The sequence below is a fragment of the Streptomyces sp. GQFP genome (genome assembly GCF_021545335.1).
In the GTDB taxonomy this organism is placed as follows: domain Bacteria; phylum Actinomycetota; class Actinomycetes; order Streptomycetales; family Streptomycetaceae; genus Streptomyces.
Genome location: NZ_CP089312.1, coordinates 6297085 through 6321454, shown reverse-complemented (window position 1 = coordinate 6321454; position 24370 = coordinate 6297085). Strand labels below are relative to the sequence as shown.

At 71.1% G+C, this 24370-nt stretch carries 27 protein-coding genes; 14 read left to right on the top strand and 13 right to left on the bottom strand.

Annotated features, from left to right (window positions below):
• Positions 1 to 153: 153 nt before the first annotated feature.
• The 4 genes from LUX31_RS28430 to LUX31_RS28415 are packed head-to-tail and all read left to right on the top strand — an operon-like array spanning position 154 to position 2390.
• The gene (locus tag LUX31_RS28430) at positions 154 to 579 is read left to right on the top strand and encodes a hypothetical protein (RefSeq protein WP_235478161.1); all 426 of its coding nucleotides are present in this window, start codon (positions 154 to 156) and stop codon (positions 577 to 579) included.
• A complete protein-coding gene (locus tag LUX31_RS28425) occupies positions 576 to 1439 on the top strand; it encodes a transcriptional regulator (RefSeq protein ID WP_235478160.1) in 864 nt (287 codons plus the stop codon). The genes LUX31_RS28430 and LUX31_RS28425 overlap by 4 nt, the downstream gene beginning before the upstream one ends.
• Before the next feature lie 34 nt (positions 1440 to 1473).
• Entirely contained in the window at positions 1474 to 1989 is a 516-nt protein-coding gene (locus LUX31_RS28420) for a roadblock/LC7 domain-containing protein (RefSeq protein WP_235478159.1), read from the top strand.
• Between the two features lie 26 nt (positions 1990 to 2015).
• Complete coding sequence (locus tag LUX31_RS28415; RefSeq protein WP_235478158.1) at positions 2016 to 2390, top strand: hypothetical protein; 375 nt, start codon at positions 2016 to 2018, stop codon at positions 2388 to 2390.
• A 7-nt stretch (positions 2391 to 2397) separates the two neighbouring features.
• Here the strand turns inward: LUX31_RS28415 and LUX31_RS28410 are convergent, their stop codons facing one another.
• From LUX31_RS28410 to LUX31_RS28400, 3 genes are all read right to left on the bottom strand, one after another.
• Complete coding sequence (locus LUX31_RS28410; protein ID WP_235478157.1) at positions 2398 to 2982, bottom strand: hypothetical protein; 585 nt, start codon at positions 2980 to 2982, stop codon at positions 2398 to 2400.
• A 108-nt stretch (positions 2983 to 3090) separates the two neighbouring features.
• The gene (locus tag LUX31_RS28405; RefSeq protein WP_235480090.1) at positions 3091 to 3957 is read right to left on the bottom strand and encodes a MurR/RpiR family transcriptional regulator; all 867 of its coding nucleotides are present in this window, start codon (positions 3955 to 3957) and stop codon (positions 3091 to 3093) included.
• Positions 3958 to 4475: 518 nt separating this feature from the next.
• Positions 4476 to 6041, bottom strand: a complete 1566-nt coding sequence (locus tag LUX31_RS28400; protein WP_235478156.1) for an aromatic amino acid ammonia-lyase — start codon at positions 6039 to 6041, stop codon at positions 4476 to 4478.
• A gap of 142 nt (positions 6042 to 6183) precedes the next feature.
• On the opposite strand from LUX31_RS28400, the gene LUX31_RS28395 reads away from it, so the two are divergent.
• From LUX31_RS28395 to LUX31_RS28375, 5 genes are all read left to right on the top strand, one after another.
• Positions 6184 to 7254, top strand: coding sequence for an ABC transporter ATP-binding protein (locus tag LUX31_RS28395; protein WP_235478155.1), 1071 nt, complete (start codon positions 6184 to 6186; stop codon positions 7252 to 7254).
• Positions 7251 to 7892: an ABC transporter permease gene (locus tag LUX31_RS28390; RefSeq protein WP_235478154.1), complete on the top strand. Its 642-nt coding sequence runs from the start codon at positions 7251 to 7253 to the stop codon at positions 7890 to 7892. Before LUX31_RS28395 ends, LUX31_RS28390 begins: the two co-directional genes overlap by 4 nt.
• A 1-nt stretch (position 7893) precedes the next feature.
• The gene (locus tag LUX31_RS28385; protein WP_235478153.1) at positions 7894 to 8556 is read left to right on the top strand and encodes an ABC transporter permease; all 663 of its coding nucleotides are present in this window, start codon (positions 7894 to 7896) and stop codon (positions 8554 to 8556) included.
• 79 nt (positions 8557 to 8635) lie between these two features.
• A complete protein-coding gene (locus tag LUX31_RS28380; RefSeq protein WP_235480089.1) occupies positions 8636 to 9571 on the top strand; it encodes an ABC transporter substrate-binding protein in 936 nt (311 codons plus the stop codon).
• A 124-nt stretch (positions 9572 to 9695) separates the two neighbouring features.
• Positions 9696 to 10145, top strand: a complete 450-nt coding sequence (locus LUX31_RS28375) for a hypothetical protein (RefSeq protein ID WP_235478152.1) — start codon at positions 9696 to 9698, stop codon at positions 10143 to 10145.
• 384 nt (positions 10146 to 10529) lie between these two features.
• On the opposite strand, the gene LUX31_RS28370 is transcribed toward LUX31_RS28375, so the two are convergent.
• The gene (locus LUX31_RS28370; protein ID WP_235478151.1) at positions 10530 to 11921 is read right to left on the bottom strand and encodes a cystathionine beta-synthase; all 1392 of its coding nucleotides are present in this window, start codon (positions 11919 to 11921) and stop codon (positions 10530 to 10532) included.
• Between the two features lie 150 nt (positions 11922 to 12071).
• Between LUX31_RS28370 and LUX31_RS28365 the strand changes: the two genes are divergently transcribed.
• Complete coding sequence (locus LUX31_RS28365; RefSeq protein WP_235478150.1) at positions 12072 to 13115, top strand: SGNH/GDSL hydrolase family protein; 1044 nt, start codon at positions 12072 to 12074, stop codon at positions 13113 to 13115.
• On the opposite strand, the gene LUX31_RS28360 is transcribed toward LUX31_RS28365, so the two are convergent.
• On the bottom strand, positions 13087 to 14697 hold the full coding sequence (locus LUX31_RS28360; protein WP_235478149.1) for an FAD-dependent monooxygenase: 1611 nt from the start codon (positions 14695 to 14697) through the stop codon (positions 13087 to 13089). The two genes, LUX31_RS28365 and LUX31_RS28360, sit on opposite strands and share 29 nt — an antisense overlap.
• Before the next feature lie 98 nt (positions 14698 to 14795).
• On the opposite strand from LUX31_RS28360, the gene LUX31_RS28355 reads away from it, so the two are divergent.
• Positions 14796 to 15320: an ATP-binding protein gene (locus LUX31_RS28355; RefSeq protein ID WP_235478148.1), complete on the top strand. Its 525-nt coding sequence runs from the start codon at positions 14796 to 14798 to the stop codon at positions 15318 to 15320.
• A gap of 49 nt (positions 15321 to 15369) precedes the next feature.
• On the opposite strand, the gene LUX31_RS28350 is transcribed toward LUX31_RS28355, so the two are convergent.
• From LUX31_RS28350 to LUX31_RS28325, 6 genes are all read right to left on the bottom strand, one after another.
• Entirely contained in the window at positions 15370 to 17676 is a 2307-nt protein-coding gene (locus tag LUX31_RS28350; protein ID WP_235478147.1) for a FlgD immunoglobulin-like domain containing protein, read from the bottom strand.
• A 122-nt stretch (positions 17677 to 17798) separates the two neighbouring features.
• Complete coding sequence (locus LUX31_RS28345) at positions 17799 to 18719, bottom strand: hypothetical protein (protein ID WP_235478146.1); 921 nt, start codon at positions 18717 to 18719, stop codon at positions 17799 to 17801.
• 125 nt (positions 18720 to 18844) lie between these two features.
• Positions 18845 to 19249 carry a hypothetical protein gene (locus LUX31_RS28340; RefSeq protein WP_235478145.1) on the bottom strand — a complete coding sequence of 135 codons (405 nt, stop codon included), beginning with the start codon at positions 19247 to 19249 and terminating at the stop codon, positions 18845 to 18847.
• A gap of 626 nt (positions 19250 to 19875) precedes the next feature.
• Positions 19876 to 20082 carry a hypothetical protein gene (locus LUX31_RS28335; RefSeq protein WP_235478144.1) on the bottom strand — a complete coding sequence of 69 codons (207 nt, stop codon included), beginning with the start codon at positions 20080 to 20082 and terminating at the stop codon, positions 19876 to 19878.
• Complete coding sequence (locus tag LUX31_RS28330) at positions 20079 to 20279, bottom strand: hypothetical protein (protein ID WP_235478143.1); 201 nt, start codon at positions 20277 to 20279, stop codon at positions 20079 to 20081. The genes LUX31_RS28335 and LUX31_RS28330 overlap by 4 nt, the downstream gene beginning before the upstream one ends.
• Positions 20276 to 20584, bottom strand: coding sequence for a hypothetical protein (locus tag LUX31_RS28325; RefSeq protein ID WP_235478142.1), 309 nt, complete (start codon positions 20582 to 20584; stop codon positions 20276 to 20278). Before LUX31_RS28325 ends, LUX31_RS28330 begins: the two co-directional genes overlap by 4 nt.
• A 137-nt stretch (positions 20585 to 20721) precedes the next feature.
• Between LUX31_RS28325 and LUX31_RS28320 the strand changes: the two genes are divergently transcribed.
• Positions 20722 to 20964: a GntR family transcriptional regulator gene (locus LUX31_RS28320; protein WP_235478141.1), complete on the top strand. Its 243-nt coding sequence runs from the start codon at positions 20722 to 20724 to the stop codon at positions 20962 to 20964.
• Between the two features lie 92 nt (positions 20965 to 21056).
• Here LUX31_RS28320 and LUX31_RS28315 read toward each other — a convergent pair whose 3' ends face one another.
• Positions 21057 to 21323: a hypothetical protein gene (locus tag LUX31_RS28315; protein WP_328285702.1), complete on the bottom strand. Its 267-nt coding sequence runs from the start codon at positions 21321 to 21323 to the stop codon at positions 21057 to 21059.
• A gap of 192 nt (positions 21324 to 21515) precedes the next feature.
• On the opposite strand from LUX31_RS28315, the gene LUX31_RS28310 reads away from it, so the two are divergent.
• Together LUX31_RS28310 and LUX31_RS28305 are read left to right on the top strand one after the other, a co-directional pair.
• On the top strand, positions 21516 to 22736 hold the full coding sequence (locus tag LUX31_RS28310; protein WP_235478140.1) for an acetyl-CoA C-acetyltransferase: 1221 nt from the start codon (positions 21516 to 21518) through the stop codon (positions 22734 to 22736).
• A gap of 266 nt (positions 22737 to 23002) precedes the next feature.
• Positions 23003 to 23800: a hypothetical protein gene (locus LUX31_RS28305; RefSeq protein ID WP_235478139.1), complete on the top strand. Its 798-nt coding sequence runs from the start codon at positions 23003 to 23005 to the stop codon at positions 23798 to 23800.
• 186 nt (positions 23801 to 23986) lie between these two features.
• On the opposite strand, the gene LUX31_RS28300 is transcribed toward LUX31_RS28305, so the two are convergent.
• Positions 23987 to 24298, bottom strand: coding sequence for a hypothetical protein (locus tag LUX31_RS28300; protein WP_235478138.1), 312 nt, complete (start codon positions 24296 to 24298; stop codon positions 23987 to 23989).
• Positions 24299 to 24370: the final 72 nt, after the last annotated feature.

Sequence of the window (24370 nt, the reverse complement as noted above, 5' to 3'; positions counted from 1 at the left end):
GCCAGATCTCTCACTCCTCATGCACACGTTGCGTAGCGTCTGCGTCACTCAGCCGAACACCAGGTTGGCCGAACGTCAGGTCGGCGAACTCCGGGCTGGGCGATCGAACACCAGCCGGACAGACGCGAGCGGGACAGGCAGGAGGGGCCAAGGGTGCCCGGAATCGACGAGTGCTTACTGGAAGCCATGCGGCTGCCCGGGGCCAGGGGCGCCGCGCTGGTCGACTGGACCAGCGGGCTGGCACTGGGCACCGTCGGGGACTCCCCTGGCGGTGACCCGGAGACGATGGCGGCCGAGGCGGCGGAGCTGGCCCGGCTGGCCGCCGAGCACCGCGCGTTCGCCCCGGAGGGCGACGACGAGGAGTCCGAGGGCGGCGGGGCGGCCGTCGGCCGGGGGCAGGACCCGCCGGTCGAGGACCTGATCATCAGCAACCGGGACAGCTATCACGTCCTGCGGTTCGTGACGACGAGCTTCGACAGCAGTGTGTTCCTGCACCTGTGGCTGGCCCGCGCGGAGGGCAATCTCGCGCTGGCCCGCATCCGGCTCGGCGAGATGGCCGGACGGCTGGTGCTGGGATGACGGCACTGCACGCGAATCTGACGACCCCGCCGCCGCGCCTGCCGGTGCGGGACAAGGCGGCGGCCCGGCAGCGGGCGTGGGGCGGGGTCTCCCCGATGCTCGGCCGGCTCGCCACCGAGCGGGCCACCGGCGCCCTGGTGCGCGAGCGCGGCTCGCTCTACCTCGCCGACGGCCAGGTCGTGCACGCCGAGAGCCCGGCCGTACCGGGGCTCGACGTGCTGCTCACCGCGCGCGGCACGCTGGACGCGGACGGCTGGCGGGACGCCGTGGGGGCGGCCGGGGAGCGCAACCGGGTCGGGCGGTTCCTGGTCGAGAGCGGCCGGATCGGCGCGGGCGCCCTGGAGGTGTGCCACCTGGGGGCGCTGTACGACGCGGCGTACTTCGCCCTCGCGCCCAGCGGCACGCCGGGGCACTTCCGGTACGGGGACACGCACTGGCTCGGCCCGGTGCGCCCGGTGCCGGTGGCGGCGCTGGAGCACGAGACCCTGCGCCGCCGCGCCCTGCTCCACCGCATCTGGCCCGACCCGGCCCCCGACAGCGCCCCGCTGCTCCGCTCGGGCAGCCCGGGCGCGCCGACGATCAGCGCCCGCCAGTCCGCCGTACTGGACCTGGTGGACGGTGTCCGCACGGCGGCGGACATCGCCCTGGCGCTGGCCCGCCCGACCTTCCACACCCTGGTGGACGTACGGCGGCTCGCGGCGGCCGGGGTGATAGTCCCGGCGGCCGTCCCCGCCCTCCCCCCGCCCCCGCCGTCCACGTCCTCCGCTCCACCGGCGCCCCCAGGAACGCTGCCGCCTTCGTTCACCGACCCCAACATCACGCTGCTGAAGAGGCTCAGGGATGCGCTGGAGGCCCTTTGAGCGGCAGCGCCCGCGTGCCGAGAGGAGACAACTCATGGCAGCCGAGGCCGAAGTCATGGACGAACTACGCCGGTTGCGGGCCCGCGTGCCGCAGCTCACCGGCGCGCTCGCGGCCAGCGTCGACGGCCTCGTCCTCGTCCACGACACCCCGGGTGTCGAACCGGAGACGGTCGCGGCGCTCACCGCCACCGCGCTCAGCGTCGCCGTGCGGATGGCGGACGCGACCGGCCAGGGCGACTTCCGCGAGCTGCTGGTGCGCGGGGTGTACGGCTATGTGGCGACGTACGCGGCGGGCCGCAGCGCCGTCCTGACGCTGCTCGCCCAGGACCGCGTCAACGTCGGCCGACTGCACCTGGAGGGCCGCCGGGCCGGCGTCCGCATCGGGGAGCTGGTGGACGCGGCGGCCGAACAGACGCCGAGACCGGCCGCTGCTCCCGCGCCCACGCCGTCACCCGCCCCCGCACCACCGATGCCCACCCGAACCAGAACCCCACGCGCGCCACGCACACCGTCAACCACGCCCAACGCGCGCACCACCACGGAAAGTTGAACCGGAAGCAGGAGAGGAACACCGTCATGGCCAACACCGAGACCGCGCTGAAAGAGGCGCTGACCTCCATCGAGGGCGCCACCGGAGTCGCCCTCGTCGACTACACCAGCGGCATGGCCCTGGGCACGATGGGCGGCAGCAAGACGTTCGACCTGAACGTCGCCGCCGCCGGCAACACCGATGTCGTACGCGCCAAGATGCGCACGATGGAGCATCTCGGGCTGAAGGGCGAGATCGAGGACATCCTGATCACGCTCTCCAGCCAGTACCACCTGATCCGGATGATGAAGGGGCGCGGCGGCAACGGCCTCTTCCTCTACCTGGTGCTCGACATCAACCGTTCCAACCTGGCGATGGCCCGCCACCAGCTGAAACGGATCGAGGCGGACATCGAGATCTGAGGACGAGCTAGACCAGGACGTCGCCGCGGCGGCGCGCCCCGCCCGGGGTCGCGTCGCCTGCGGCGATCCCGGTGGAGCGGTAGGCCTTGACCGGCTTGCCGGCCGGGGCGCCGGCGCGCGGGCCGAGCCAGTCCACCCGTACCCACAGCAGTACGTCGTCGGCACGCTCGCGCCGACCCAGCCAGGCGGCCTTCAGCCACAGCCCCGTACCGGCCCCGGCGAGCAGCATCCCGCCCGCGGCGGGCACCGCGAAGGAGCTGCCCAGCGCGGCGGCGAAGGCGAGCAGCAGCCACCAGCGGTGGCCCCGGCGCCAGTTGCGCACGGTCACCGCGCGGTCCTGGAGCACATCGTGCCGGCCCGCCCGGGCGGTACCGGCGGCGAGCGCGGTGTAGCGGCGGCGCCGCAGACACGCCACGGCACCGGCCGTGACGATGAAGAGCACGGCCCCCGCCATGACGCCGATCCGGCGGCCGGTGATCCCCGGCAGCACCACGCCGACGCCCGCCGCGAACACTCCGAGCCACCACATGGGCGCCGCTCCGGCCCGTACCACCACGGCCACCCGAGCCAGTCCCTGACCTCCGCGTGCCATGCCCGCCTCCCGGTTCGTCTCTCCCGGCACCAGTCCTGTCGTCGGAGCGGGAGAGTAGCGAGCGAACGTGAGACGAGTCTGAGAGTCCGCCGGTACGGCAGGCCGGGCCTACTCGACGAACAGGCTCCGGGTCGCGGCCCGCGCGTCGAACTCCTCCAGGCGGGCCTGGGCGTCCGGCAGGTCGTCGCACATGGCCTCCAGTAGCACCCGGCCGAGCAGCATCGGCGCGCAGGCGGTGTCGAAGGCGAGGCCGGTACCGACGGCGGCGGGCAGCAGCAGGTCGGAGACCTTCGCGACGGGCGCGAACGCCGAGTCGGCGACGGTGACGACGGTCAGGCCGGCCGCCTTGGCGTAGGCGAGGGTGTCGACGACCTCGCGCGGATGCCGGGGCAGCGCGAAGCAGAGCAGGGTCGTGGCGCCCGCCCGTACGGCCGCGTCGATCCGGTCGTGGATCATCGTGCCGCCCTCGTGCAGCAGCCGTACGTCCGGGTGGACCTTGGCGGCGAAGTACGCGAAGCCGTACGCCTGGGAGGCGGCGGCGCGCAGCCCGAGGACGGGCAGCGGGCGGGACGCGGCGAGCAGCCGCCCGGCCCGGTGCACGGGACGCGGATCGGCGAGCACCTCGGCCAGATGCTTCAGGTTCTCGATCTCGGCCTCGACGGCCTGCTGGTACTCGTTGTACGAGCCCGGCTCGGCGCTCTGCTCGGCGGGCGCGACCTCGCGCAGATGCTTGCGCAGGGCGGGATATCCGTCGAACCCGAGGGCGACGGCGAACCGCGTGACGGACGGCTGGCTGACCCCGGCCAGCTCGGCCAGCTCGACACTGGACAGAAAGGGCACGTCAGCGGCCCGCCGCACCATGCTGTGCGCGATCCGCCGCTGGGTCGGCGTGAGCCGATGCCCTTCGAAGAGCGCCTGGAGCCGCCCGGCGGGACTGTCGGGCGGGGTCCCGCCGACGCCCGCATCCCCGTCCAGGCCGGGGCCGCTACCGGGGGCACCGGTGCCAGTCCCACCCGCACCCCCATCCCCCGCGGCCAAGCGCTTAGAAGGCGCCTGCTCTGTCCCACCCGGGCCGGGACCACCGCCGGGGCCGCCGGTGGCGGTCCCGCCCACACCCACGCCCACGTCCCCATCCCCGCCCACGCCTGCGTCCCCGCCGACACCCACGCCCGCGTCCCCATCCGCGCCCACGCCTGCGTCCCCGCCGACACCTACGCCCATGTCCCCGCCCACGCCCGCGTCCCCGCCCACGCCTGCGTCCCTGCCCACACCCACGCCCGCGTCCCCATCCGCGCCTGCGCCCGAACCCGTCTCCACACCCACGTCCCGCTCCATACCTGCGTCCGCGCCCAGACCCGCGCCGACACCCACGTCCCCGACCCTGTTCCCGGCCCCGCCCGTCCCCACGCCCACGCCCACGCCCACGCCGGTACCAGTACGCGCCCCCGTACCGGAGGTACCCGCGCCCCCGCTGTCGTCCCCACTCGGCGTGCTCATGCCCCGCTCCCCCTCCAGATCTCCGTGAACCGGTCCAGCAGTGCCGACGCCACCGTCACGTCGTGGGTGAGCGGTCGGTCGGTCGAGTCGGCGTCGAGGACCGACTCGGCCAGGTCCAGGGCCCGGCCGATCGGCAGGTCCGGGTCCGGGCGCAGGTCGCGCTGGCGCAGTGCCCGTACCGCCGCGACCAGTTCGCAGCCGACGACGAGACGGTACGCGTCGCAGGCGCGCAGTGTCTGGCGGGCGGCGAGCGAGGCGAAGCTGGCCTGTTCCTCGACGCCCCGGGAGAGTACAGCGTGCCCGAGCGAGGCGGGCGCGGAGAAGGCCCGCAGGTCACCGAGGGCCGCGCCGGCGGCGTACTCCAGGATCATCACGCCGGAGGCGGCGGGTTCGTGGTCGGCGAGGAAGGGGCGCAGGCGGGTGAAGGCGGGCTCGTTGAGGGTGGACAAGCGGGAGGTGGACAGGCGTGCCACCTGAGTGACCGCCAACCTGAAGTGGTCCAGGGCGAGGGCGAGTTGGGCCTGGTAGAAGCCGCCGTGGTGGTAGGCGGTGAGGTCCTCGGGGGAGATGAGCGGGTTCTCGGCGGCGGCGTTGATCTCGATCGCGAGCACCCCCTCCAGCGCGTCCGCCGCGTCGTGCGCGGGCCCGTGGATCTGCGGCAGACACCGGAAGGCGTACGGGTCCTGGATCCGGCCGAGGGGAGGGGTCGGCCGGTCGGCCGAGCCGATCAGCTCGCGCATCCGGCGCGCGACCTCCACCGATCCCCGGTGCGGGCGAGCCGCGTGCACGGGAGCTGCGTACGCCTCGTGCGAACCGTCGACGGCGAGCAGGGAGAGCGCGGCTACGACCTGCGTGGCGACGATCAGCCCGCGCAGCTCGTGCAGGGCGAGCGCGGACTGCCCGAGGGTGAGGGCGTTGCTGCTGATCAGGGCGAGGGCGTCGTTGTTGTCGAGGGCCTGCGGCTCGGGGGCGCCGGGGACCCGCCAACCGCGGGAGGCCGGCCCGCCCGCTCCCGTCGCCGGCGCGATCCACTCGTGCTCCCCCGCCAGCGCCAGCCCCATCTGGGCCAGCGCCGCGATGTCGCCCGTACCGACCGACCCGAACTCGTTGACCACGGGATACGCGCCGCTCTCCAGCGCCTCGCACAGGGCCGTGACGACCCCGGGGCGCAGGCCGGCGCCGCCCGCGAGCAGCTGGTTGGCGCGGACGGCGAGCATCGCCCGTACCTGCCGGGCCGGGAGTTCCGCGCCGATGGCGCCCGCGTGGCTGCGCAGCAGCCGCAGACCGTGGTCGGCGGCGGCCTCGGTCGGGACGTCCTCGTTGCGGTTGGCGCCGACGCCGGTGGAACGGCCGTACACGCGGCCGGTCGCGGCGATCTGACGGGCGACGCCCCAGACCTCCTCGACGCGCTTCATCGCGTCGGTGCCGGGGACGGGCCGCGCGGCCCGGTCGGCGAGGCGTACGACGTCCTCGACGCCGAGACCGATGCCGTCCAGCACGACGATGCCGGTGGACACCGGAGGTGGCACCGGAAGCGATGCATCCACGATCCGAGACGACATAAGGTACGCACTCCCCTCAAATGGGACGTTCGATCTTGCTTGCTGGACGTCCGTTACCTCGGATTAACGCCAGGGCATTGACAATCTATTCAGACACGGAGAACTCTGCATGACGTTATGCAGGCCGGGCAAGGGACACCTCATGATCCAGTTCGACGCGGTCCACAAACGCTTCCCGAACGGCACCACAGCAGTCCACGACCTCTCACTCCGGATGCCGGAAGGCGGCGTGACCGTTCTCGTCGGATCCTCCGGCTGCGGCAAGACGACCACCCTGCGGATGATCAACCGGATGGTCGATCCGACCTCCGGCACGATCAAGGTGAACGGCAAGGACGTCCTCCAGCAGGACGCCGCCGACCTGCGGCGATCCATCGGGTACGTCATCCAGCAGTCCGGACTCTTCCCGCACCGCACGGTCCTCGACAACATCGCGACCGTACCGCTGCTCCTTGGCTGGGGCCGGAAGAAGGCCCGCGTCCGCGCGGCCGAACTCCTGGAGACCGTCGGCCTCGCCGCCGACGCCGGCAAGCGGTACCCGCATCAGCTCTCCGGCGGTCAGCAGCAGCGTGTCGGCGTGGCCCGCGCGCTCGCCGCCGACCCGCCCGTCCTCCTCATGGACGAGCCGTTCGGCGCGGTCGACCCGGTGGTCCGCACCCAGCTCCAGGACGAACTGCTGCGCCTGCAGAAGGAGTTGAACAAGACCATCGTCTTCGTCACGCACGACGTGGACGAGGCCGTCCGGCTCGGCGACCAGATCGCGATCTTCCGCACCGGCGGCCACCTGGTCCAGTGCGCGACCCCCGCCGAGCTCCTCGCCCGCCCGGCCGACGACTTCGTCGCCGACTTCCTCGGCGCCGAGCGCGGCCTCAAGCTGCTCTCCCTGAAGACCCTCGCGGACCTCCCCCAGGCCCCGGCCCCGGAGGGCGGCACCTGGACCCTCGTACTGGACGAGGCCCGCAAGCCGCTGCACTGGCACGCGGCGGCAGAAGGCGCCGACATCCCCGTACGAGCGCTCCGTGACAGCGATTCACTCCTCGCGGCGCTCAACGAGTCGATAGCCTCCCCCACCGGGCTCATAGCCCGCGTCGACGCGGCGGGCACCCTCACCGGCGTCTCGTCCCGCGACGACATCCACACGCACGCGGGCCGAGCCCACACAGAAGCACAACTGACCGCACAGCCGACTGCGGAAGCCCAGGTCAAGGCATGACCATCGACTGGTCGTGGATCGGCGACCACACCGACGACCTCACCACCCTCACGGTCTCCCACCTCCAGGCGGCCCTCTCGGCGGTCTTCTTCGGCCTGCTGATCTCGCTCCCCCTGGCCGTGATCGCCCACCGGGTCCGCCCCCTGCGCGGCTTCCTGCTCGGCCTGTCCAACGTCCTCTTCACGATCCCGTCGATCGCGATCTTCGTGCTCCTGCTGCCGGTCAGCGGTCTGACCCGCACCACCACCGTGATCGGCCTGACGGTCTACACGCTGGTCGTGCTGCTGCGGAACACGGTCGAGGGCCTCGACTCGGTGCCGGTGAAGACGAAGGAGGCGGCCAAGGCGATGGGCACGCGCCCGCTGCGCACCCTCCTCACGGTCGAACTCCCGCTCGCCCTCCCGGTGATCATGGCGGGCGTCCGTATCGCGACGGTCATGTCGATCTCACTCGTCTCCGTGGCGACCTACATCGGCGACGGCGGACTCGGCCAGCTCTTCACGGACGGTTTCCAGCGCAACTTCCCGACCCCGGTGATCGCGGGAGTGGTCCTCACCCTGCTCCTCGCGGTGATCGCGGACGCGCTGCTGGTCGCCGTCCAGTACGTACTCACCCCGTGGACGAGGCGGCGAGCCTGACATGTACGAACTCTTCAAGGATCTCGGCAGCTGGCTGACCAGCGGCGACCAGTGGTCCGGCTACGACGGCATCGCGCACCGCCTCGCCGAGCACCTCCAGTACTCGCTGCTCGCCACGCTCATCGCGACGGCCATCGGCCTCCCGCTCGGCCTGCTCATCGGCCACACGGGCCGGGGCGCGTTCGTGGCGATCAACCTGTCGTCCTTCGGCCGCGCCCTGCCGACGGTGGGCCTGGTCGTTCTCGTCTTCCTGGCCAGCGGGTTGTCGATGTGGCCGGTGTACATCGCCCTGGTGGCGCTCGCGGTCCCGTCCATCGTCACGAACACGTACGCCGGTATGACCGCCGTCGACCCGGACGTGAAGGACGCGGCGCGCGGCCAGGGCATGCGCTGGCACCAGGTCCTCTTCCAGGTCGAACTGCCGCTCGCGCTCCCCCTGATCATGACCGGCCTGCGCCTGGCGCTGATCCAGGTGGTGGCCACGGCCACCATCGCCGCGTACGTCTCCTTCGGGGGCCTGGGCCGCTACGTCTTCGACGGCCTCGCCCAGCGCGACCTGGTCCAGGTGATGGGCGGCGCGGTGCTGGTCGCCGTGGTCGCCATCGCCCTGGACCTGGCCCTCTCCGGCGTCCAGCGCTTCCTCTTCCGTCACCGCCCCGCGTAACCCGAACCGCGTAACCCGAACCGGGTAAACCGAACCGGGTAAACCGAACTGCCCAGGAGTTCTTCCGATGGCCCTTCCGATGAACCGACGTGCCCTCCTCGGCGGCCTCTTCGCAGCCGCCTCCGTCCCCGCTCTCGCCGCGTGCAGCGGCGGCATCACCTCCCTCGACGAAGGGTCCGGCACCTCGGGCGGGGGCAGCGGCTCCAGCGCGGGCGGCCTCACCATCGGCACCGCCAACTTCACCGAGAACCAGGTGCTCGGCTACCTCTACGCGGCCGTGCTGGGCGCGGCGGGAGTGCAGACGAAGGTCCGCCCGAACCTGGGCAGCCGCGAGATCCTCATCCCCGCGATGAAGAGCGGCGACATCGACCTCCTCCCCGAGTACCAGGGCGCCCTGCTGCACTACGTGGCCCCCAAGGCGACGGCGACGGAGGAGGGCGAGATGCAGAACGCCCTCACGATCGCCCTCCCGGCGGGCCTCCAGGTCCTCCCGTACGGCATGGCCGAGGACTCGGACGCCTTCGCCGTGACCCGCGAGACGGCCGAGAAGTACGGCCTGACCTCCCTGGCCGACCTGAAGAAGCAGAACGGCAAGCTGATCCTCGGTGCGGCGGCGGAGGTGAAGACGCGCGAGGTGGGCGTGGTGGGCCTCAAGGCGGTGTACGGGGTCGAGTTCAAGGAGTTCAAGTCGCTCGACTCGTCCGGTCCGCTGGTCAAGGGCGCCCTGAAGAAGGGGGATGTGGACGTGGCGAACCTGTTCACCACGGACACCGACATCCTGGACAACGGCTGGGTCGTCCTGACGGACCCCAAGAACCTGATCCCCGGCCAGCACATCGTCCCCCTGATAGCCGACCGCAAGGCCGACTCGAAGGTCCGCAAGGCCCTCGCCGAACTGGGCAACGTCCTCACGACGGCCGACCTCACCGAGCTGAACCGCAAGGTGGACAAGGACAAGAAGGACCCGGAGGACGTGGCGAACGCGTACGCGAAGGAGAAGGGCCTGACGAAGTAGATCCCTTGCCGGAGACCCTTTGCCGGAGACCCTTTGCCGGTCCTGTCCCCTAGGGTCCGGCCCAGGGACAACTGGGGGGCTATCCCCAGTGCCGGTCGGGCCCGGTTTCTCTACCGTGGTGTGCATGACCGGTATGGACGCGACGGGCGCACACGACGCCGACCTGAAGAAGGAACTCAACGCCACCCTGCAGGCCCGCAGGGAACTGGGCGACGAGTACGAGTCCGCGCTGGTCGACTCGTTCCTGGAGAAGGTCGACCAGCGGATAGACGGCTCGGTGGAGCGCCGGGTACGGCGGCAGCTCGCCGAGCAGCAGATGGTGGTGGCGCGTGACTCGCGCGGCCCGAAATCCAGCGACACCTTCGGCGAGCGCTTCGGTTTCGGCATCGTCTCGCTGGTGCTGGCGATACCCCTGTCCGCCATCGGCGGCGGCAGCTCGGGGCTGCCCGGCCTGCTGGTGGCCTGGGCGGGCATCGTGGGCGTCAACGTGGTCCAGGCGGCGCGCAGTTCGGCGTGGATGTTCGGCAGGCACCACCGGAGGGGCGGCCAGGACAACGACAAGTGGGAGGACTGACACTCCCCCAAAAAGGGCTATCCCCTAGAAAAAGCTATGCGCGGGGACCGCCGCACCCCCGTTGCCGGGGGGCGGGACGACGGCGGTCCCCGCGAGGGACGCGGGCCGGGTCAGGGCCAGGCTGGCGCGTCCTAGGCGTCGGTGGAGGTCCGGGAGCCGCTCCGGAGGTCCGTGACGCCGTTTCGGTTGTCGGCCGGGGCGGGGAGCCGCTCCCGCCCTTGCCGACATCCACTAATGTGCCGGACTCGTGTTAAGCGTGTGCTGCGCGGACGTGACACCCTCGTACCACTTCCGCGAAGTTCCGTTCGGAAGGGGAAACGGACCGGGACATCGCAGCGGAGACCGCAACTTCCGCTCCGACACGCCCAGTTCACCGGACGTTTACTACTGCTTGCCGCCCTTGGCCAGGAAGGCCAGAAGGTCCTGCCGGCTGACGACACCGGTCGGCTTGCCCTCGACCAGCACGATCGCCGCGTCGGCCACGCCGAGTACGGACATCAGGTCGGCGACCGGTTCGCCGGAGCCGACCTGCGGCAGCGGCGCCGACATGTGCTTCTCCAGCGGGTCGTCGAGCGAGGCCCGCTGGGTGAACAGCGCGCCGAGCAGCTCGCGTTCGACGACCGACCCGACGACCTCCGCCGCCATGACGTCCGGGTGACCGGCACCGGGCTTCACGATCGGCATCTGCGAGACGCCGTACTCACGCAGCACCTCGATGGCCTGACCGACGGTTTCGTCCGGGTGCATATGAACGAGGGAGGGGATGTGGCCGTGCTCCTTGTAGTCGAGGACGTCGGCGACGCGCGCGGAGGGGCCGCTGTCCTCCAGGAAGCCGTAGTCGGCCATCCACTCGTCGTTGAAGATCTTGCTGAGGTACCCGCGCCCGCTGTCGGGGAGAAGAACGACAACAACATCATCCGGCCCGAGCCGCTCGGCAACCCGCAGCGCGGCCACCACGGCCATGCCACACGAGCCCCCAACCAGCAGGCCCTCCTCCTTGGCGAGCCGCCGGGTCATCTGGAAGGAGTCCTTGTCGGACACGGCGACGATCTCGTCGGCGACGGTCCGGTCGTAGGCGGTGGGCCAGAAGTCCTCGCCCACCCCTTCGACGAGGTACGGCCGCCCGGACCCCCCGGAGTACACGGACCCCTCCGGGTCGGCCCCGACGACCTGGACGCGCCCGTCACTGGCGTCCTTCAGGTAGCGCCCGGTCCCGGAGATGGTCCCGCCGGTGCCGACACCCGCCACGAAGTGGGTGATCCGTCCCTCGGTCTGCTCCCACAGCTCGGGGCCGGTGGAGTGATAGTGCGAGAGGGGGTTGTTGGGGTTGGAGTACTGGTCGGGCTTCCAGGCACCGGGCGTCTCACGGACGAGCCGGTCGGACACGTTGTAGTAGGAGTCCGGGTGCTCGGGGTCGACGGCGGTGGGGCAGACCACCACGTCGGCGCCGTACGCACGCATCACGTTGATCTTGTCGGTGGAGACCTTGTCGGGGCACACGAAGATGCACTTGTACCCCTTCTGCTGGGCCACGATGGCCAGCCCGACACCCGTGTTTCCGCTGGTCGGCTCGACGATCGTGCCGCCGGGCTTGAGCTCCCCGCTCTTCTCCGCCGCCTCGATCATGCGCAGGGCGATGCGGTCCTTCACGGACCCGCCGGGGTTGAAGTACTCGACCTTCGCGAGGACGGTCGCCCGAATGCCCGCGGTCACACTGTTGAGCCTCAGCAGCGGGGTGTTGCCGACGAGGCTGATCATCGAGTCGTGGAATTGCACCGTTGTCTCCGGTTGCCGCACATAAATGTGGTTGTCATTGGTGCGGCCAGCCTAAGGCTCCACCTCGGCATTCACCTCACGTCACGATTGGCGGACGGTCGGTACGGGGCAAGGAGTGGTTGTACGGCTACGAGGAGGTGGCGGCGACGCATGACGAGCATGTCCAGGGCAAGGGTGGCCCGGCGGATCGCGGCCGGCGCTGCGTACGGCGGTGGCGGGATCGGCCTGGTGAGCGCGGCGGCCGTGGGTCTGGTGCTGGCCGAGGTCCGGATGGCGAAACGCCAGGTGGGCAACGGCCGCAGTCCGCACGCGCCGAGCGCGGACGGCCTCTACGGGCGCGGGTACGCCACTCCCGGTGAACCCCCGCTCAGACTCGTACTGCTGGGTGACTCCACGGCCGCCGGCCAGGGCGTCCACCGGGCCCGTCAGACCCCGGGCGCGTTGCTCGCGTCGGGCCTGGCGGCGGTGGCGGAGCGCCCGGTGGAGCTGCGCAACGTGGCGCTGCCCGGCGCCCAGTCCGACGACCTGGACCGCCAGGTGGCACTGACGGTCTCGGCGTCCGACTGGGTCCCGGACATCTGCGTGATCATGGTCGGCGCGAACGACGTCACCCACCGGATGCCCCCGACGCGCTCGGTCCGCCACCTCTCCTCGGCGGTACGGCGGCTGCGTACGGCGGGTGCGGAGGTGGTCGTGGGGACCTGTCCCGACCTGGGCACCGTGGAGCAGGTCCAGCAGCCGTTGCGCTGGCTGGCCCGGCGGGCGTCCCGGCATCTGGCGGCGGCCCAGACGATCGGGGTCGTGGAGCAGGGGGGCCGCACGGTGTCGCTGGGCGACCTGCTGGGCCCCGAGTTCGAGGCGAACCCGCGCGAGCTGTTCGGCCCGGACAACTACCACCCCTCGGCGGAGGGCTACGCGACGGCGGCGATGGCGGTGCTCCCGACGGTGTGCGCGGCGCTGGGCCTGTGGCCGGCGGAGGAGGAGCGCCCGGACGTGTCCCGCCGCGAGGGCTTCCTGCCGGTGGCGCGGGCGGCGGCGGAGGCCGCGTCGGAGGCGGGCACGGAGGTCACGGCGGCGATGCCGACCGGTCCCAGGGGCCCCTGGGCACTCCTCAAGCGCAGGCGGCGCAGGCGGGTCCCGGCGACGGACCCGACGCCCACGCCGACTACGTCGGGAGGGGTGTCGAGCGGCTGATCCCGGCGAGGGCGTGCCGGACGGCGGAGTCGCCGTCCGGACGGTCCGTCCAGCGGGCGCCGATGTGCCCGTCGGGCCGGACGAGCAGGGCGCCGGCCGGGCGGAGGCCGCAGAGGTCGGCGTACTCGCCGGGCAGCCCCTCGACACGCAGGGGCACCAGGGACGACAGGTCTGCCTGCTGCTCCCAGCTGCCCGGGTCCGGGGTGAGCAGGGTGAACCACTCGCCGAAGGAGTCGAGGGTGGAGCGGCCGGGCGTGAGCCAGAGGTGGGGCATGCGGTGCCCGGGCTCGGCGGTGGGGACGTAGTCGGTGCCGGGGTGGGAGAGTTCGGTGGGCGCGCCGTGATCGCCACCGTCACCGAGGACGGCACCGGAACGATAGCCGACCCCGAGCACGAGCCCGAGCTGCGCGAAGAACCGCTCGGACCAGGGAAGTTCGACCTCACCGGAGGCCACAGCACCGGCCCGCTGCCGAAGCTGTTCGCGACGCCCGTCCTGCACCTGAAGCATGAGCCGAGCGTTGGCCACAGCCTGCCGGAGGGTCAGCTCGGCGACGGGTTGCCGTTCCACCTGATAGCTGTCCAGCAACCCGTCCCCCGCCCACCCCCGCAGAACACCGGCCAGCTTCCAGCAGAGGTTGTGCACATCGGCGATGCCGACGTTCATGCCGAGACCGCCGGCCGGTGGCACCGTGTGCGCGGCGTCACCGGCGAGCAGGACCCGCCCGTGCCGGAAGCGCTCGGCGACGTAGGCGGTGAGTGTCCAGTGCTCGACGCGCAGGACGTCGACGCGTACGCCGTGTCCGTCGGGCCCGAGGGCGCCCGAGACGAGGCCGGTCCAGTCGGCGTGCTCGGTGTCGTCCGGGGTGGGAGCGACCCAGGCCCAGCCGCCCTCGGGGTAGAGCGGCAGGAACGACCCGTGGACGGTGGCGTAGAACCCGGCGGGCTGACCGGCGGACCAGGCGGTGAGGTCGGCGTCGAAGACGACGGTGGTGATGCGTCCCAGGGCACCGGGTCCGGCGGTGCCGATGCCCAGCAGTCCCCGGACGGTGGAGTTGGCCCCGTCGGCGGCGAGGACGTACCGGGCCCGGACAGAGGTCTCCGCACCACTGCGCCGGTCGACCAGCCGGGCGACAACACTGTCGGCTTCCGCCTCCTCGACAAGCCCGACGACCTCACTCCCGAACCGCACCCGCGTGTCGTCGGCGGCCCCGAGCAGGGTGGGCTCCAGCCGATCCTGCGAGGTGACGACCCCGATGACGGGACTCTCGGGCACCGGCGCATTGACCCCGATCATCGCGGCGGAGGCGAAGTCACGGCCGAGCAGCCCGTCCCGGAAGCGGATACGGCCGTACTCCGGTGGAAAGGCGCGGGCGGCGATGGCATCGGCGAGCCCGAGCTGCCGGAAGATCTCCATCGACCGCACGTTGACGAGCCGGGACCGGGGAAAAGGCGACAGCTCGACCCGCTTCTCGACGAGCAGCGTCCGCACCCCCCAGCGCTCCAGCAGCGCCCGGGCGGTGAGCCCCACGGGCCCGCCCCCGACGATCAGCACGTCCACCGTCATGGGATCGATCACTGTCATGGGATCAATGATCCGCGCCCGGCACCGGGCCGCAACGGCAGCGCGAGGGGGCGCGGGCGGCACAGGCGGCGCGCGAGGGGAGCGATAGCGTCGGACCTATGATCGTATGGCTCAATGGCACCCATGGCGCGGGCAAGTCGACGACCAGTCCGCTCGTGCAGCAACTGATCCCGGATTCGCAGGTGTTCGACGCCGAGAAGGTCGGCGAGACACTCATGGACATCAAGCCTGGGCTGCCCGCGACGGACAACTTCCAGCACTGGCCGCCGTGGCGACCGCTCGTCGTCGAGACCGCCCGCCGCGTGCTGGACTACACCGGCGGCACGCTGGTGATTCCGATGACGGTCCTGGTCGAGGAGTACTGGCGCGAGATCAGCACGGGCCTGGCCCAACACGCCATCCCCGTACGGCACTTCGTCCTCCACGCCGACCAGGACACCCTGCGCGGACGCATCGCGAACGACACCGTCCTCGGCCCCGACTCCCCGTTCCGCCTCAGATACCTCGACCCCTACGCCGAGGCGGCCCGCACCTGGCTGCACGCCGAGGCCGAGGTCGTCGACACCACCCACCTCACGCCCGCCGAGGCCGCCCTGCGGATCGCGGAGGCGGTCAAGAACTGAGGCCCGACAGCAGGTATGAGCGGGCCCGGTACAGACCGCGGCGCCCCGCCTACCGCACGGCCAGCGACTTGTCGTAGATCACCGCGTTCCTGGGGGTGCCGTTCGCGGTGCGGGCGGTCAGCTTCACCCGGTAGGTACCGGCGCGGACCAGTGTCCCGTTCGCGGCGCGCCCGTCCCAGGTCGCGGTGATCTTCCCGTGGGCCCGGCCGCCGGTGAGGGTCCGTACGACGGCGCCTGCGGAGTTGGTGACGGTCAGCTTCCAGGTCGCGGTCGGCTTGTTCAGGTGCCAGATGCCCTGGAAGGTGCCGCCCTGGCGCGGGGCGACGGAGGTCGGGACGGTGGCGTCGGTCGCCGCGAGCGGGGAGGTGGTCACCTGCGGCCACTTCACCGTCACGGCACCGGACGCCGTCAGGTAGGCGACGGGGCCGCCGAACCGGTCCACGTTCCAGAACCGGCCGCGCCGGTCGGCCGGGGCGTACGGCTGGGACGGCAGCGGGCCGAGGTCCTTCGTACCGACCTTGGCGGCCGGGACCGTGCCCTTCAGATAGGTGATGAGGAGCTTGCCGGCCTTGTTGTCCTGCGAGACCAGATATCCGTCGCCGAGCCGCGCGTAGCCCCGGGGCACGTTCTGCGCGACGCGGGTCTTCTGGTCGTAGACGACCGCCTGGGCGTTGGGCCCGCAGGACCAGTAGACGTACCGGCCGACGACCTGCAGATCGGTCGGCAGACAGGAGGCGACCGACAGACTGCCCAGCTTCCGCATCGACGGCAGCGCGTACGTCTCGAACGTCGGCTTGCCCGAGACGGTCCGGGCGGTCCACAGGGTGTTCCCCCACAGGGCGGCGGCCGACCAGGGGCCCCTGGCCAGCCACTTGGTCCCGTTCCACACCTGCATGACGTCGCCGTACCTCTCCACCGCGTACGAGGCGGACGCCGCCGCGATGTCACCCAGCCACTCCTGCTGCGGGTGGGTGATGCCGCCCTCACCCGTGCCGGTGAACCGCAGGCATTCCCCGTAGCACTCGACGCCGTACAGAGGGTTCGACTTCGCGGTCCCGAGGTCGCCCTGGTTCTGCGGCGGTGCGACGGTCAGCCTGCCGTCGGCCGTCAGGGAGAGCGCGGAGGCGGTGAGATCGGTGCCGGGATACGGGAGGTACCCGTCGTTCCGCTCGGTGCCGAGCAGCACCCGCCCCTGGTCGACCGCGATGCCGCCGGCCTCGTACACCGAGACCGGGGGCAGCGCCGCCCCCACCGGCTTGAAGACCGGCACCCCGTCCGCGCCGAGGGTGACCTGCTGGACCGTCCAGTGGTCCGCGTCCGTGCCGCCCTCGATGAAGAAACTGCCGTCGTCGCCGTCGACGAAGCCGTGGTACGAGGCGGCCAGCACGGTCCGCGCCGGGCCGCCGCCGGTCACCGGCACGGCGACGATCCCCTCGTTGGCGGCGCCGGGGTAGATCACCCAGCCGCCCATCGCGCGGGCGTCCCGGAGGCCGCTCTGTGGTACGTCGACCACGTGTCCGGGAGCCTCGGGATGCGCACGGTCGACGACGTACAACCGGTGGCTGCCGCCGGACTGCTTGCCGATGGCGTAGTAGCTCACCGTGTCCCCGGCCAGGCGGGGGAACTCCAGGTAGGCGAAGTCGTCGATGGGCACGTACGCCACCGAGGCGGTGTCGAAGTCGAGCAGCACAGCGCGCCAGGAGTTGCCGCCGTCGGTCGCGTGGTACCCGAACGCGGCTCCCCGCTTGTCCGACGCCGCCTGGTACGCCCATCCGCTGTAGTCGTCGGCCAGACCGGTCACCGGCCGGTCGACCAACTGCCCGCCTCCGGGCGGCATCTCCAGCAGGTGGAGCGTCCACTTGCCGCCGACCTGGCGGGCGACCAGCAGCCGGTTCTCGGCGAACACCTCGGTGACCCGGTCACCGGCCGGCACGTTGAACCGCGTCACCTTGTTGGTGGCGTAGTGCCGGATGTCGTACGCGTTCTTCGTCTGCGCGGTCTCCGGGACCTGCTCCAGCCCGAGCCCGCCGTTGCGAGCGATCGTGGTCGCCTGGCTCGGGATCTCCCTGGTCGAGCCGTCGCGGCCGATCCACTTGGCCGGGGAGGCGGCGTCGTACGGCCTCGGCGCGACCAGATACCCGGAACTGTCGGCGGCGGTCAGGAACCCGACCCGCGGCGCTGCCCGGTGCGTGCCCGGCAGGGTGACGGTCGGCATGTCCCCACCACCGGCCGCGACAGCCGGCTCCGAGGTGAACTGCAGCAGCCCGGCCACCAAGGCCAGGCCCGCCGCGACCGAGACGACCCCACCCCTGGCCCGTCTCCTCCTCGACACCGTACGCAGAGTCGTACGTCTCACGCGCCCCACCCCCATTGGTCTCCCCTGTCGGCTGCACCAGCCCATGCCGCACCGTCAGACTCACGCGGGGGCGGAGACGTTGTACGGAAAGGGCACCGACGTTCCCATGACCGAGCGCCGGGTCAGCGAGCAGTCTCCGTGACGTCCGCACCGGCCTGTTCGAGAGCGGGGAAGCAGAGCCGTACCTTGTAGCGGGCCGCCAGCTTCCGGACCCGCGGCATCAGCTTCTCCGTCAGTTCCTTGATTTCCTGGCGGTGGTCGGTGACGAACCGGGTCCGCAGCTCCTCGCGCAGCGGCTCGCGGGCGGCTTCGACCGGGGCCATGCAGGTCGCGTAGTCGGCGGCCAGGCCCATGTCGGTTCCGCCGGCGGCGAGCCGCTGGTCCACGAGCCCGAAGAACCTGCTCTCGCTTTTCACCCGCACACCCCGCTGTGCGAGGCAGGAAGGGAAGGCGCGGTAGGCCAGGGCGACCGACTCATCGGATCCGAGTCGGCCGATCACTTTGAACCATGACATCCGCAGCGGACCGTAGAGCGCCCGGAACTCGTTCAGAACGGTCTGGCCCGCCGCCAGGCAACGCCGCATCAGCTCAGGCCCCGGAGAGTCCTGCGACGCGGCGGGGTCGGGGGAGGGCACCGGAACCGCGGTCGATCCGAAGCCGTGGCGCCGGATGAACTCCAGGTCGGGCAGGTCCATGTATCTGGTGAAGGCGAGCGGTGCCAGGTCCGGCATCTCCTCGCCCCGGGACCGTACGCAGTCGCGGATCTCGCCGTCGGCGACCGCTTCGCCGAAGGCGTCGAGACCTTGGGACCACCGGGACTCGGCGCCGGTCGCCGGCAGTACGGCGGGCGTGAGGTCCGCCGGCACCTCGTAGGTCACGGGCGAGGCCCGGAACGTGGCGGCGGCCGGATCGCCTCCGGCGGGGGAGGCGGACGGCTTCGAACAGCCGGCTGCGCACGCGACGAGAGTGATCAGCGTGACCAGTGTGAGCAGTGTGAGCACGGTGCGCGGCGGTACTGCGGCTGTCCGGGTCGGTCCGGCCATCAGGAGCCTTCTCCTTCTTCTTTCGCAACCGGTAGGACGGACGCCGTGTACGCGTCCGTGACCGTGACCGTGACCTGTCCGGTGGGGCCGCCGCCGGGCGGCCCCACCGGACACGGTCGGGAGGACTAGTGCGTGATGTTCACGTAGTCGGGCGAGTCGTAGTAGCTCTCGACGCCGAACGTGGTGCCGTCGTTGAGATCGGTCAGCAGGAGCTGTGTGTCGATGGCGTAGGCGCCGTCGTTGAGGCAGTGCCAGCCGGACGCGCCGCGGAACCAGGTGCCCGCCGAGTTGCGGTACATACCGCGGTAACAGTCGTAGGCCGCCGCCGACGTGTCGTTCGCGTAGGTGAGGTTGAGGTCGCTGCAGGTGCTCGTGGACGACTTCGTCGCCGTCTCCGAGTACGTGCGGTAGCCCGTGGTGATGGTCGTGGTGACGCACGCCTGGGCCGCGGCGGAGGCCGCCGGCGCCAGAGAGACCAGTGAGGCACCGATCACGCCCGTCGTAGCGAGCGCTGCCCAGAGCTTGTTCATGGACTTCTCCTTGAGTCGGTGGTGCCAGGGATCGGCTCACAGAGGGACGGGAACGGCGCGGCTCTCCCACCGCGCCGCCCTTCCCCCGCCGAACGCCGCAGACACTGGCAAGGGGCGTCCGCCGACGGCAACGAATCAGCCCGGGATGGGACGTTGGGATGGGATGACCTGCGTGAGCATGGTGTTTCCAGGGGCTGTGGGACGGGTGTGGGACGAGCACAGCGGAGGGGGCTGGGATCCGGCCGCCTACAACCACGGATCCAGGCCTACCTGGGCTCGCCGTCCCCCTCACCGTCCGGCTCGGCCTGGCATCGCCGTCGTCAAGGAGGACCTCGGCGGCGACCCGCTCCGCAGCACAGGACCGGTCCTTCAGAAGGTGCTTCGCCGGACCCCGGGATGGCTCTCGTCCCCGGTGATCACGGGCCTCTACCGTCCCAGCGAAGGCGACGAGGTCCTCCGGACCACGGTTGGTGTCGGGTGATGGCAAGCACAGGTGCACACCAGGTAGTGCACGCCGGGTACGCCGGTGTCGCGGGGTTCGGCGTCCTGGCACTCGGGGTGCTGGCCCAGGACACAGCGGGGAGAACGGAAAGGGGGGTCCGATGTCCAGGCCGACGGCTCGTGGGTCATCGCGTACCTGTCTCCCCGCCGAGATCCGCTCCGCCGACGAGGGGAATGACGTACCAGCGTGCGCCCTTGGCGTCCTTATGGTCGCCCTCATGCCTCTTGGGGAGGACGCACGCCCCGGTCTCGCTGAGGATCGGCGCCCGATAGAACAGCGAGGCGCGGACCGTCCCGCACGTGTCGGTCTGGCCGGTGGGGTGGGCGGTCATCCGGCACCTCCGTCGTACGCGTGGCGGTAGGCGCCCCACAGCTCTTGTCCCGTCTCGCAGCCGTCCATCGCCCTGCGGGCGGGCTTGCAGCCGGCGCACTTGCGGGCGTGCTCGAACCAGAGCCGGTAGGCGCGCAGCATGGGCAACTCGGCCTGTCGTACGGCTGCTTGGACCCTGGTACGCCGCTGGCCGGTCATCGGGCGCCCGCCGTGCTCAGTTCGGCGTGGACAACAAGGTCCGTGAAGGCGGGGAGGTAGGGCCGGGACAGTCGGGACGCGGAACCGTCCAGGGGTGCCCGGTCGGCGCTGTACGGCGACCGGCGCGCAGCAGGCACCCGTACCGCCGAACCGGCAGCAATTCCTGACTTTCTCCTGTTCGCAACGGCCCGCATCGGCGCGCGGGTTTTCCGACGAGTGCCGGTCGGTGGGATCAGGCGGGTGAGGCCCCAGAGAACCAGGGTCACCCCAACCCAGTGCAGCGCGGCAGCGCTACGCTCGGCCATGTTCATCAACTCCTAACAGTTGGTGGGCCACGCCCCGGGAGTCCTGACCGACTCGCCGGGGTCTGCCAGTTTCTGAGGATACGCGCATTCGCGCATTCGCGGTCGCCCGGTTTCGCGAAGACGCATACGTTCGAGTCATGGATCTCGACCGGGGCAAGCCTGTATGGACCCAAATCGCCGGTGAGCTACGACGCAGGATCGACGCGGGTACGTACGTTCCCGGTGCGCGCTTCCCCGCCGTGGTGGACCTGGCCGCGGAGTTCGACGTCGCGGCGTCGACGATTCAGAAGGCCGTGGCCGCGCTGCGGGCGGAGGGCAGGCTCCGGACTGTGCTGGGGCAGGGCTCGTTCGTGGAGGACGCCCCCAAGACCGGGAAGTAGGGGTCGTCCGCTGCTGTGGCATGGGACCAGGCTGAGGACGACAGCAGCCCTGGGCCTACGCACTTGCACCAACTTGCGCGGCGAGTGGGCGACTACCCGAGTGCGTCGATCGCGCCGGTGATGAGCGACCTGGCCTCCGTGCCGTACACGGCGTTGGCGGAGAGTTCGGCGAACGCCCTCGCGTACTCCGCGATCTCGCCCGGCTGCGTGACGGTCAGGTGCGCGGAGACGAGTTCCACGTTGACCTGCGCGTCGTCGTACATGGTGAACGACTCGACGGGCCATCCGGCGCCACGCACGAAGGCGTACTGGGCGGAGGTGCAGCGGGCGGGGGTGTACTGGGAGTGGCTGGCGGACAAGGGCCGGCTGCCCCTACTCCCGCCCTCGCCCGCCACCCTCTGAGCAAGCGCTTAGAAAAGTGCGGCCCGAGTCACACCGCCACACCCGTGACCGAGACCATACGTACGGGTAACTTCCCAAGCAGGTCCCCTTACAAGAAGCGCACGAAGCAAGAAACGCCCAGCAGCCCCCGTAACGCCAATGGAGCCGTCATGCCGGAAGCCGTCATCGTCTCGACCGCCCGCTCCCCCATCGGACGCGCCTTCAAGGGCTCCCTCAAGGAACTGCGCGCCGACGATCTCACCGCCACGATCATCCAGGCCGCGCTGGCCAAGGTCCCCGAGCTGGACCCGCGGGACATCGACGACCTGATGCTCGGCTGCGGTCTGCCCGGAGGCGAGCAGGGCAACAACCTCGGGCGGATCGTCGCCGTGCAGATGGGCATGGACTACCTGCCGGGCTGCACGATCACCCGTTACTGTTCTTCCTCGCTCCAGACGTCCCGGATGGCGCTGCATGCCATCAAGGCGGGCGAGGGCGACGTCTTCATCTCGGCCGGCGTCGAGATGGTCTCCCGGTTCACCAAGGGCAACTCGGACTCGCTGCCCGACACGCGCAACCCGGTCTTCGCGGAGGCCGAGGCCCGTACGGCCGCCGTCGCCGAGCAGGAGGGCACCTCCTGGCACGACCCGCGCGAGGACGGTCTCGTACCGGACGCGTACATCTCGATGGGCCAGACCGCCGAGAACCTCGCCCGCGTGAAGGGCGTGACCCGGCTCGACATGGACGAGTTCGGTGTCCGTTCGCAGAACCTCGCCGAGGAAGCCATCAAGAACGGCTTCTGGGAGCGCGAGATCACCCCGGTGACGCTGCCCGACGGCACGGTGGTCTCGAAGGACGACGGTCCGCGTGCGGGGGTGACCCTGGAGGGCACCCAGGGGCTCAAGCCGGTGTTCCGTCCGGACGGAATGGTCACGGCCGGCAACTGCTGCCCGCTGAACGACGGCGCCGCGGCGGTCGTGATCATGAGCGACACGAAGGCACGCGAGCTGGGCCTGACCCCGCTGGCCCGGATCGTGTCGACCGGCGTCTCCGGCCTCTCCCCCGAGATCATGGGCCTCGGCCCGGTCGAGGCGAGCCAGCAGGCGCTGCGCCGGGCCGGCCTCACCATCGACGACATCGACCTGGCCGAGATCAACGAGGCGTTCGCCGCCCAGGTGATCCCCTCCTACCGCGACCTCGGCCTCCCACTGGAGAAGCTGAACGTGAACGGCGGCGCCATCGCCGTCGGCCACCCCTTCGGCATGACGGGCGCGCGGATCACCGGCACGCTGATCAACTCCCTCCAGTTCCACGACAAGCAGTTCGGCCTGGAGACGATGTGCGTCGGCGGCGGCCAGGGCATGGCGATGGTCATCGAGCGCCTGAGCTGACGGTAGTTGACAGAAAACTCTGTGTGAGAGAGCGTCCCGGGACCCCGCAACCACCGGGGTTCTGGGCCGTTTTGTGATCCAATCTCCCCCAGGATGTGACCTATCTCGCTCCGAAGAGGTATTTATGCAGGTCACCTGGGGTTCAACCCCAAACATCAGGCCCAAAGTCCTGTCCGTTTCGTGACGTTACGCACTGACAGGTGGTTAGTCCACCCTTCAAGCTGATGTAGGAAGTCGGGGGTCGACTTTGAACCGGGAGTACGTCAGTGAGCGCTACGCCTCTTGCTCTGCTGCTCGCCACAGCCACCGTCACCACGGCTGTGGGCGTCGCCGTTCTGCGCACCTTGCTGGGACTGCGTCGACAGATCGCGGCCCTGCACACCGAGCTGGCCGCCCAGAGCCTCGCCGTCGGGGCGCACGGTCTCGTGCCGCAGGCCCGCACGCCCCGTGACACCGACGAGATACGCGCTGCCGTGGCCGAGGCGCTCGCCGAGGAGCGGGAGCGGGAGCTTGCCGAGGCGCGTGCCTTCTGGGCCGCCCAGGAGGCCCGTGACGCCTCCGACGCCCCCTCCCTGCTCGGCCTCCCCGACAGCGAACTGTTCCTGCCGCGTCCGGCGGACTTCGCGGGCCTGGAGTCCCTGGAGCCGGTGACGGAGCCCAGCACGGAGGCGGACGAGTTCGCGGGCGAGTCCGCGGAACTGGCCGCCGCCCGCCGCCGGCACCCCTCCCACCCGGACTTCGTCCCGGCCCAGTCGCCCATCGTGAACGACCACGAACGCACGGTCGCCTGCCTGGAAGACCTCGCCGACTCCCGCACCGCCCTGGCCGACGTCCGCCCCGGCCCCCTGGGCACCCTCGACGTCTACGTCTTCACGGACGGCACGACCCTCTGCATGACCCCCGGCCACCGCGAAACCGCCGAACGCCTCTCCGCAGCCCTCCGCGCAGGCGAGACCCCGATCCTCCTCGGCGGCTCCGGCATCTCAGGCGCCTACGCCCTGACCTTCGAATGCGGCGAGGAAACGGTGTACGTACTGGCGGACAGGGTCATAGCGTCTCTGTAACCGGTTGCAGTCCCTGGGCGCGGGTGGTGTCACGGTCGCTGGGCGCGGGCAGGCGGTGGGTTTTTCGTCGCGGCAAGGGGCCGAGCATCGAATCGCCGCCGACAGGAGCGCCCCGATAGGGGCGCGGGGAACTGCGCGACAAGCCCCCACCGGCGGGGCAGCCGACAACGAACCCCCCTACTGCACCTACACCCCCGCCCGCTGCTGAGCCTCCGCAACAAGAGCCAGCGCCGAAGCCAACTCCCCCTCACTCCGAAGAACCAGCGCCAAATCATGCGCGGCCACAGTCACTTGATCCGCCCCCGCGAACATCCCCACATCCGGCATGACGAGCGGCTCACCCCCCGGCGACTCCAACAGCTGGGCACGCCGTGCCAACTCCCTGGCCAACCCCAACGCCTCAGCGGCAGCGCCCCGCTGCAACCGACTCTGCGGCGCCGCCCGCAAACGATCGGCAAAGTGATCCACTGCGCGCGTCAAAGGCGAGGTATCCAGCACGCCGTGAGACTAACGGTCGCACCTGGACTGTTGCCAACAACCCAACCCTCAGGCACGGTGGCGTGAAGGACC

Coding starts and splice junctions, on each gene's coding strand:
- LUX31_RS28380 (WP_235480089.1), top strand. CDS start 8,636: ATGAACCGACGTGCCCTCCTCGGCGGCCTCTTCGCAGCCGCCTCCGTC.
- LUX31_RS28325 (WP_235478142.1), bottom strand. CDS start 20,584: ATGGCCGAGCGTAGCGCTGCCGCGCTGCACTGGGTTGGGGTGACCCTG.
- LUX31_RS28415 (WP_235478158.1), top strand. CDS start 2,016: ATGGCCAACACCGAGACCGCGCTGAAAGAGGCGCTGACCTCCATCGAG.
- LUX31_RS28395 (WP_235478155.1), top strand. CDS start 6,184: ATGATCCAGTTCGACGCGGTCCACAAACGCTTCCCGAACGGCACCACA.
- LUX31_RS28420 (WP_235478159.1), top strand. CDS start 1,474: ATGGCAGCCGAGGCCGAAGTCATGGACGAACTACGCCGGTTGCGGGCC.
- LUX31_RS28310 (WP_235478140.1), top strand. CDS start 21,516: ATGCCGGAAGCCGTCATCGTCTCGACCGCCCGCTCCCCCATCGGACGC.
- LUX31_RS28390 (WP_235478154.1), top strand. CDS start 7,251: ATGACCATCGACTGGTCGTGGATCGGCGACCACACCGACGACCTCACC.
- LUX31_RS28355 (WP_235478148.1), top strand. CDS start 14,796: ATGATCGTATGGCTCAATGGCACCCATGGCGCGGGCAAGTCGACGACC.
- LUX31_RS28385 (WP_235478153.1), top strand. CDS start 7,894: ATGTACGAACTCTTCAAGGATCTCGGCAGCTGGCTGACCAGCGGCGAC.
- LUX31_RS28410 (WP_235478157.1), bottom strand. CDS start 2,982: ATGGCACGCGGAGGTCAGGGACTGGCTCGGGTGGCCGTGGTGGTACGG.
- LUX31_RS28320 (WP_235478141.1), top strand. CDS start 20,722: ATGGATCTCGACCGGGGCAAGCCTGTATGGACCCAAATCGCCGGTGAG.
- LUX31_RS28375 (WP_235478152.1), top strand. CDS start 9,696: ATGACCGGTATGGACGCGACGGGCGCACACGACGCCGACCTGAAGAAG.
- LUX31_RS28345 (WP_235478146.1), bottom strand. CDS start 18,719: ATGGCCGGACCGACCCGGACAGCCGCAGTACCGCCGCGCACCGTGCTC.
- LUX31_RS28400 (WP_235478156.1), bottom strand. CDS start 6,041: ATGTCGTCTCGGATCGTGGATGCATCGCTTCCGGTGCCACCTCCGGTG.
- LUX31_RS28340 (WP_235478145.1), bottom strand. CDS start 19,249: ATGAACAAGCTCTGGGCAGCGCTCGCTACGACGGGCGTGATCGGTGCC.
- LUX31_RS28425 (WP_235478160.1), top strand. CDS start 576: ATGACGGCACTGCACGCGAATCTGACGACCCCGCCGCCGCGCCTGCCG.
- LUX31_RS28360 (WP_235478149.1), bottom strand. CDS start 14,697: ATGACAGTGATCGATCCCATGACGGTGGACGTGCTGATCGTCGGGGGC.
- LUX31_RS28330 (WP_235478143.1), bottom strand. CDS start 20,279: ATGACCGGCCAGCGGCGTACCAGGGTCCAAGCAGCCGTACGACAGGCC.
- LUX31_RS28335 (WP_235478144.1), bottom strand. CDS start 20,082: ATGACCGCCCACCCCACCGGCCAGACCGACACGTGCGGGACGGTCCGC.
- LUX31_RS28365 (WP_235478150.1), top strand. CDS start 12,072: ATGACGAGCATGTCCAGGGCAAGGGTGGCCCGGCGGATCGCGGCCGGC.